This is a genomic window from Paenibacillus sp. VTT E-133280 (assembly GCF_002264385.1).
GTDB lineage: Bacteria > Bacillota > Bacilli > Paenibacillales > Paenibacillaceae > Paenibacillus_AQ > Paenibacillus_AQ nitricinens.
In genome coordinates this window covers 50174-58533 of record NZ_NFUX01000048.1, presented here as the reverse complement: position 1 = coordinate 58533, position 8360 = coordinate 50174, and the positions used below count along the sequence as shown (strand labels likewise).

8 protein-coding genes are annotated in these 8360 nt (G+C 46.6%); 2 read left to right on the top strand and 6 right to left on the bottom strand.

The window, feature by feature from the left end:
- The 3 genes from CA600_RS19975 to CA600_RS19965 all read right to left on the bottom strand — a co-directional run.
- Positions 1 to 1658: AAA family ATPase (locus tag CA600_RS19975; RefSeq protein WP_179281674.1), on the bottom strand; the 1658-nt coding region annotated here is incomplete at its 3' end.
- Positions 1645 to 2955, bottom strand: coding sequence for a metallophosphoesterase family protein (locus tag CA600_RS19970; protein ID WP_094872317.1), 1311 nt, complete (start codon positions 2953 to 2955; stop codon positions 1645 to 1647). The genes CA600_RS19975 and CA600_RS19970, both read right to left, overlap by 14 nt.
- 6 nt (positions 2956 to 2961) lie before the next feature.
- Positions 2962 to 4098, bottom strand: a complete 1137-nt coding sequence (locus CA600_RS19965; RefSeq protein ID WP_094872315.1) for a glycosyltransferase family 4 protein — start codon at positions 4096 to 4098, stop codon at positions 2962 to 2964.
- 157 nt (positions 4099 to 4255) lie between these two features.
- On the opposite strand from CA600_RS19965, the gene CA600_RS19960 reads away from it, so the two are divergent.
- Together CA600_RS19960 and CA600_RS31575 are read left to right on the top strand one after the other, a co-directional pair.
- Positions 4256 to 5659: an RsmB/NOP family class I SAM-dependent RNA methyltransferase gene (locus CA600_RS19960; RefSeq protein ID WP_094872313.1), complete on the top strand. Its 1404-nt coding sequence runs from the start codon at positions 4256 to 4258 to the stop codon at positions 5657 to 5659.
- A gap of 111 nt (positions 5660 to 5770) precedes the next feature.
- Positions 5771 to 5863, top strand: coding sequence for a YjcZ family sporulation protein (locus tag CA600_RS31575; protein ID WP_218832587.1), 93 nt, complete (start codon positions 5771 to 5773; stop codon positions 5861 to 5863).
- A gap of 70 nt (positions 5864 to 5933) precedes the next feature.
- Here CA600_RS31575 and CA600_RS19955 read toward each other — a convergent pair whose 3' ends face one another.
- From CA600_RS19955 to CA600_RS19945, 3 genes are all read right to left on the bottom strand, one after another.
- Positions 5934 to 6524 carry a class I SAM-dependent methyltransferase gene (locus CA600_RS19955; RefSeq protein WP_094872312.1) on the bottom strand — a complete coding sequence of 197 codons (591 nt, stop codon included), beginning with the start codon at positions 6522 to 6524 and terminating at the stop codon, positions 5934 to 5936.
- A 15-nt stretch (positions 6525 to 6539) separates the two neighbouring features.
- Positions 6540 to 7181 (bottom strand): histidine phosphatase family protein, encoded by a 642-nt coding sequence (locus CA600_RS19950; RefSeq protein WP_094872311.1) that lies wholly within the window; start codon positions 7179 to 7181, stop codon positions 6540 to 6542.
- Positions 7182 to 7343: 162 nt separating this feature from the next.
- Positions 7344 to 8276 (bottom strand): ketopantoate reductase family protein, encoded by a 933-nt coding sequence (locus CA600_RS19945; protein WP_094872309.1) that lies wholly within the window; start codon positions 8274 to 8276, stop codon positions 7344 to 7346.
- Positions 8277 to 8360: the final 84 nt, after the last annotated feature.

Sequence of the window (8360 nt, the reverse complement as noted above, 5' to 3'; positions counted from 1 at the left end):
GGGGACGCTTCCGGCCGGCGCGCTCCGCGCAAGCCGGCCCAAAGGGCAAGATCGGCCGCGCCTAGCAGGCCGATCGCAAGCACGGCGCTGACCGGCGGTGCACCGGTCAGCCACAGCGCTGTGGGCAGCAGCACGGTTAGTGCTGCCCCAGCCCACAGCAGGCGCCGGTAGAGCGCGGCCATGCGCTGTGCGCCAGGGCCGTCACTTCCGGCGCCGGGGCCGCGCTGCGGCCCTGCGCTGAGCTGCGCTTCGCGCCAGCGCTCGGCAGCCTGCTGCAGCTCGTCCCACAGCTGCAGCAATTCTCTAGCGCTGCGCGGAGCCAGCTGCGCAAAGGATTCGGCGCCGGTGGCGTGTTCACGCGCCAGCGCCCGTTCCGCTGCCTGCAGCGAAGCTGAGGCAGCGGCCAAGCGGGATCGAAGCGTCTGCCGCGCTGCGCCCTCCGCTTCCATGCGGCGATCATAACTCGCGAACGCCGCCGCAAACCTCCGTCCAGCTTCACGATCAGCCGCTGCACACGAAAATGCAGTCAGCTCTGCCGCGCTCCAGCTGACATCAATGCCTCGCAGAATTCGCTGCAAATGCTCTTTCAGCGCGGTCAATTCACCTTCTAGCCGCTGTCTTTCCGCTCGCAGGTTCTCATAGCTGCTCCGACGGCGATCCAGCCGCTCCAGCGTAGATCCCTGCGCAATCAACACCGAATCCGGCGGATTCTGCGCGAGCTCAACAGTAAGCTCACTTTGCAGACGTTCATCACGAGTTACAGCGCCCTGAGCATTTCGAATTTCCCCTTCAAGTGCCTGATAGCGAATCGCTCCATCTTCTGGAAAGGTTGTGATCACTGGCAGGTCCTGCAGTTCGAGCTGCGCATCGCTCCATTTTAACCACAATTCACGAACATCCTGTGCTTTACGAAGCATCACGAGCTTGTCTCCTGTGCGCTTACGCTGCTGTTCCAGTTGATCAAGCTCAGACTCCGTAACTTTTAAGGCAGCTATATTACCGTTATAGCGCGGAAGATAAGAGCGGCTCTCCGCCATCTGGCGCTCTAGTTTCTCAATAGCCTGAACGATTTTAGCAGCTTCCTGCAGCTTGCCCCGAGGTTTATACAGCTTCTCAGCTTCCTGTACCAATCGACGTTCCGCCCGCATGATCGTTCCTCCACCGCCCATACCTGCGTGAAAGAGAAAGCTGCCCATCTCTTCTGATTGAAGCGCAGCAAGCTCCTGCAGTTCATCGAGAGAAACCGCGAACAATTGATGGAACATGCTCCGAGAGATACCACCAAGCAGAAGGCGCTCCATTTCAGCTTGCCCTAGCTCTTGCGTGGTTCCATTCGGATGGTTAACCGTGATGTTCAGCTTCTCATTTCTTCCTGAGCCCTCACCACCAGCTGTATGGCGACGAATGGTCCACAGGGCACCATTACTATCACGTGCCTTTAGTATTCCCCCATGTAATCCGCCTTGCATAGGTTCATACCTCTCCGTAGGGTTACCACGACTTGGAATTCCAAACAGCATGGAGCGAATAAACTGTAACGTCGTGCTTTTTCCTGCTTCATTCCGTCCATAGAGTATGGTAACTCCTTCCGATAGTTCAATCTCTCGGTTATGCAATCGTCCGAAGCCATGGATCTGCAAATGTTCAATTCTCATCATCTGGAGCACCCTCCATTCCACCGAGCATTGTGATTCCCTGTTCCACTGCACTACGAAGCCAACTTAACTTCTCCTCTTGACTTGTCACCGAGAGCAGCAGTCGCAGCTCCTGATTCTCCATGAGCGGCTTAAGCGCACTGTTTATTAATTCTTCAAGCGCTTCTGCTGAATGTTCCGTACGCTCTGTAATTCGCAGCATTTCTCCAAGAAAGCTATCCTCCTCTAATAACCTTTCCCGGTCAATAGCTAACCCGGACTCTACAGCAAATCCTTCCACCCAGACAAGTCCCTTATAATCCTTACGTTCCGCCCGAATCGTCTCACGGCGCTGGAGTTCAGACAGCAGATCCTCTGCCGCTCCTTTTTCTGCTAATACTTTATGTACGTCCCCGCGTCCGATCAGACGAAGTCTGACCACTGACATCAGCTCCGGGAGTTCCTCTCTGATATCGTCAATCACCTGCTCTACCCTTTGTATCCATTCTGCTTCATTACTCAATCCCTCAATGGACAGATCCCGTACCTGCCAGCGAACATAATCAAGCTCATGAAACTCTAACAGTGTACTTCCAGCTTCATCAACATCCACAACATAACAACCTTTTGCTCCGGTTTCCTTGATGCTGCGCCCTTGTATATTGCCTGGATACACAATCGCTGGTTTCTCATGCAATACACTTCGTTTATGGATATGTCCAAGTGCCCAATAATCAAACCCCCGTTCGATAAGGTCCCTACGACTGCATGGAGAATACGTCTCGTGCAGCAAATCACCGTCTACATTCCCATGCAGCATAGCAATATGAAACAGAAGGCTGCCAGGCTTTCGAGAAAAGGTCACTGCAGTGTTGTCCGTCACTTTCGCTGTCGGATAGGAGATTCCACTAACAATAGCCACTTCTTGTCCATCTTTTCGTCGGTAAGCCGTAGCGAGATCTGGCTTCTCTCCTCCAAACACGGTAACATGCTTTGGCATTTCTGTAGTCAGACGCAATCCGTCAAGTGGATCATGGTTGCCATGGATCAGAAACACGTGTATTCCTTGCTGACCCAGTTCCTTGAGTGCTTCCTGAAATCGTAGCTGACCCTGTAAGGAAGCGTCAGAAACATCGTACACATCTCCACTGATGACAATAAAATCAACGTTCTCTTGGATGGCAACGCGGACAAGCCGCCCGAGGGCGGCGAAGGTTGACTCACGTAAATAAGAACGAATGGCTGGCGAAATATGCGCCAGCCCAGCAAAACGGCTATCCAGATGTAAGTCAGCAGCATGTAGAAATCGAAATGGAATCATAGCTGCTCACCCTTTCGTTCCTGAGGGATACTGTAAGTATGTTTTTTTAAGTTCATTCGCGACACGAGTCAGCGAATACAAGCTTTTCGCTTTATCCCAAGCTGAACGAGAAAGCTCGTAACGATAAGCCGGATCGGAGATCACCTTCTCTAAAGCGTCAGCAAGAGCAATCTCATCATCCGGACTGACCAGCAGACCATTCACACCATCTTCAATCTGCTCTGGTATCCCGCCGACATTCGTCCCCACTAAAGCCAGGCAGCTAAGCGCCGCTTCTGCAAACACCGATCCGAAGGCTTCGGCCCGAGAAGGCAGCACGAAAATATCAAAGAATGGCATAAATTCTTCTGGATGAAGGGTGTATCCATAAAAAATCGTTTCATTATAAATCCCTAATTGTTTAGCCATATTTTCCAAATCCGTACGGGAAGGCCCATCACCAATAATATGCAGGACATACTCATGGCCGCGATCTTTAAGCTCAGCACAGGCCTTAAGTAAAGTATCAATGCCTTTGGCTGGAACTAGGCGCGTCACAGTTACTAGCTGCGGTACAGCATTGTCATGCGGAACTGGCTTAAACCTTTTTTCATCAAAACCATTCGGTATTACTCCTATATTAGAAGGATCTAGAATATAAGGTGCCACATACTCTGCAAAAGCTTGTGACACGGTCATTAAGCGATCACTAACATGCTCAAGTTCACGATAAAGCGAAACAAGAAACTGATGCTCAAGCCCACCCTCAGAAATAGCTCCATTAAGAATCAGCTCTCGCTCATAACTCGAGTGTAAGGTTTGAATTAACGGAGTATCTGGAAATATTTTTTTCATCGCTAAACCAGCAATTGGATGATGGGAATGGATTAGATCATAGGCCTTGCTCATTCGCAGTTTAGTCCACCATAGATAATCACGATAGGTCTGAATATATTTCTGAACGATCTGACTTTCCCCAAACTGGGTCCAATCAAAGGTCTCGAATATGACTTCTTCATGTCCCTTGTTGCGAATCCGCTTAGGTAACCAAAACAAATCCATTTCCCAGCGGCTTGAACGGAACCTCTCCTGAAGATAAGGGATCATGGATGATACACCACCGGGTTGCTCCGGCGGGAAGAAGAGCGCTTGCAGCAAATTCATATGGTACATCCCCTTTACAATTGCCTTACGTACAGTAAGACTTGGCAATTATGATATAGTTGTGTATATGTAGAATTTCAGGTACGATTACGTTCCCCATACCTTGATTTTATCGGTATAAACATGAAACAGCAACTAAGAAAAAGGAGAATGAACTATGAAGGAAGAACAGCTGCCTGCCTCTTACACCGCATATATACAAGAAATGCTGGGGGAAGAGGCAAATGCTTTTCTAGAAAGTTATTCAGCACCACGAACGCAGGGACTTCGTTTTAATCCACTGAAAAGTATCTCTGATGCAGGTCAAGTCGCAGTAGAGCGCACAGTCTCACAATTTGATTTAAAACCTATCCCATGGTGCCCTGATGGTTATTATTATGAAGAACCCGCTCGCCCAGGTCGACACCCTTACCATGCTGCTGGACTATATTATATTCAGGAGCCTTCCGCAATGTCCGCAGCTGAAATGCTGGCACCTAAACCAGGTGAAACCGTTCTCGACCTTGCAGCAGCCCCTGGGGGTAAAACTACGCATATCGCTGGTTTAATGCAAGGACAAGGCCTCTTAATCTCTAATGAAATTCATCCAGAGCGCGCAAAAATCCTTGCAGAGAACGTAGAACGTTTAGGCATAATGAATACCCTCGTAACCTGTGCAACGCCAGAACAGCTGTCTTCGCGCTTCCCGCAAGTTTTTGATCGAATTATGTTAGACGCACCTTGCTCAGGAGAAGGCATGTTCCGAAAAGACCCAAAAGCCGTTCAAGAGTGGTCTCCTGATCATGTGGTTATGTGTGCAGCGAGACAATGGGACATTCTGCAAGACGCCTACCTGATGCTTAAGCCTGGGGGGACTCTAGCCTACTCTACTTGTACCTTTAACCGCCAAGAGAATGAAGAGACCATTTCCCGAATGACGGATCGATACCCCGATATGGAACTTCTTGCCCACAAGCGCCTTTGGCCACATTTAGAAAAAGGCGAAGGCCACTTTGTTGCACTCCTACGTAAACAAAGTGTCATCGAAAACGACGTTAATGATGATGCCAAACGCAGCACCAATAAACGTCGAGGCAAAAGCAACCTAAAAATTAATTCTTCCGTTCGCGATGCGTATCAGTTATTCCAAGACTGGGCAGCGGTAGAACTGCCTGGTTTCTCATATCAAGGCGTCCCTCTGCTGTTCGGAGAATCCCTTTATTTGCTGCCTGAATCCTTTAAAGGCAACCTCCATACGGGGCTGCTGGATGGTTTGCGTATTCCACGAGCCGGGCTACATATTGCCCATTTGAAGAAAAATCGGATTGAGCCTGCTCACGCCTTTGCAATGGCGATTCAACACACACAAGTAACTCGTAGTTTTGATCTCAGTAGTGGGGGGCTGGAAATTCATGCTTGGCTCCGGGGCGAAAGCTTACCTGTGCCCGTGGAATTACATGGTTGGACACTTGTAACTTTAGATGGTTTGCCAATTAGTTGGGGCAAAGCGAGTGCAGGCCAACTTAAGAATCATCTTCCTAAAGGACTCCGCATCTTAAAAGCCCATATTGACGAGCAATAGGCCATTGACCAGTTCATCTAGTCCACTTTGGCATATGATGTCATTATCTCAGAAAGCTGCGACACCCGCTGCAGCAATGAGAATAAGTCATACGTTAAGGAGGAATATATCATGGGTGAATTTGGAGGAGGCTTCACTTCGACTGGTGCGATCTTGGTACTTTTTATCTTGCTTGTAATCATCTCCCGTTCGTTGTTCGTTTAATACCAACCCGACTAAATAGACGGTGAAATTAAAGCGGCTGTGTCGTCCTTTTTAGGGCGGTGCGGCCGCTTTATTTCTTTCCGATATAGCATCTCCATTTATTGTTCTCGTGAATATTCACCGTTTGAAAGCCGGATTGCCGAAATAACTGATCGATCTCATCATTTTTTGTATATTTTTTCATGTGATAATTGATTTTATAGATTTCGGAAATCATAACAAACGTTCCGCCTGCCTTCAGCACCCTAAACACTTCACTTATATCATGTTCAAGATCGGGCCAGAAATAATGCGTTTGAATAGCCGTAATCGTCCCGAAAAATCCATCGTTGAATGGTAACGCTGATACGTCTCCCCGACTAATCTTTACCCTACCCGCAGCTACAGCCTTATTGTTTTTTTGAATGGATGTCTCCACAGCTTGTTGTGAATAATCTATTCCGTAGATTTCCTGATGTTTATTTTGGTTTGAAAGCATATGTATAGTTTGACCGCCACCACAGCCTATGTCCAGAATAGGTGCGTTGTTTATAATCTGAATTTTTTTAAGCCCCCACGCTGTTATGCTAGTATGCGCCTGGTTCATGATCTTGATCATGATATTCCCCACAAACCCTCTCGGGTTCTTAGCTTGATCGATCAGCGTATTCAATAATCCCATATCTGTACCTCCCTATCAATTGCCCATACCAGCAGCCTGATCACTTGATATATGTTCCGTAAGATTTTCAGCTGTAACTAACCACTTATCTACTTGATACTCTATTTTATGAATACTAGTATATGAAGTCGGGAAATGGGCATTCTTATTCGTCCATGTTAGCCCTTTTAAAATATGGTATATAACATTGATTACGCCACCATGAGTGACCACAATTACATTTTCATTTGGATCAGTACTCTCCAGTTCAATACATAAATTTGAGAGACTTGAACTTATTCGCGTAAAAAACTCCTGAGGACTTTCTCCTCCTGGAAATCTTTCATCCATTCTTAAAGCCGAGAAATAAAGACCCGGGTATCGTTCATTTGCGATTTCATGGGGCATTCCAGCGATTACACCATTGTTTGTTTCTCTCCAATTTGAACTGCTTTCAACAGGCAAGCTAAGCTCTCGGGCGATCTCATTTGCTGTATCTAATGCACGTTGCAAATCACTACAAAGAATACGGGTAATGTTAAAGCTAGATTGATTTCCCTTAAGATAAGAACCAAGACGTTCGGCTTGCCTATAACCCTCTACTACAAGTCCGCGTTGACTCCACCCCCCACGAAAGCCCTCATCATCTATTCCATGCCTCATAAAATATATAGCCATTGAATGTATACCTCCAGATCAAAGATTGTTATACATTTCCATAACACACTTTATTAATCCTCCATTTTTGCTAAACATTTCTATCCTCCCAGCTAAAAAAGCCACCGTCTCATCGGTAGCCCTTTAAGCTGAGTATTTATTCCTACTGCCAATTCGTATAGACTATCCATTATACTTCGAGATCGCTTGTTTTTGAAGTTGATCCCAATGGGGCGTCGCAATGTTTGCTTTTTGCTTCAAAATATCGAACGAATCAAACATCGCAACAATTTCGCTGAAAGAACCATCTACTAATTTCATAAACGGTAATTTATGAATGATTTTTAGGCCATAGTATACAGCCTGTTTATGTTTTCGAATAACGTTAACTTGACCTGCAGGCGTGATCGTATACCCTAATGCCTCCATGATCTGAAATCCCTCATCCATGACTGAAATAGCTTGTTTTAATAACTTTTTGTCCTTGGATACTTTTTTCAAATCCCCGTCATGAAGATAACTAAGAGAGTTTAATGCCACGATCGGCACGATATGGCTTTTAAGCCAAGCATCCATATCCTCATGATAAGTTAGCTTATACTTAACATTGTTAAACGCATTTTCCAGTAAAGGCTTTATTGGAATCTCACCGTCTAGACTGCCAAGTACCATTTGCCCTCCTGCGTGTATTTTGATAACGCGACCGCTAGCTTCACGAATTCCTGCACTAAGCTGAAATCCGAAGACTATATTTTTCCTCACATTGCTCATTTCCTGTAAATCTTGTTGCATCCCATGGGCATCGCCATTATTCCCCACAAGAATTATATTCAGACTCTGATTATTAGCTAAAGTAGGTAAGACGGCTGGAAAATCATTGTATTTCATAACAACAAAAATTAGATCATAGCGATCATCCGTTTGAAGCTCAGAGATGACTTTTACAGCATCAACAGTGTTTTTATATTGAAAATAATGACGAAGTACAAGTCCGTCTTTCGTCAATTGTTCCGCACGCTTCCCTCTGGCAAGCACCGTAACATCGTTTCCCCCACGCACTAGGACATGCGCAAGATAGCTGCCTAAAACTCCCGCTCCAAAAACTAATACTCTCATAATAGTAACCCCTCTATCCCTTTTTAGACATTTGTTGATTTACAATCAACTGTTCGATAAAATCAGATTAGCACATCTCCAGTA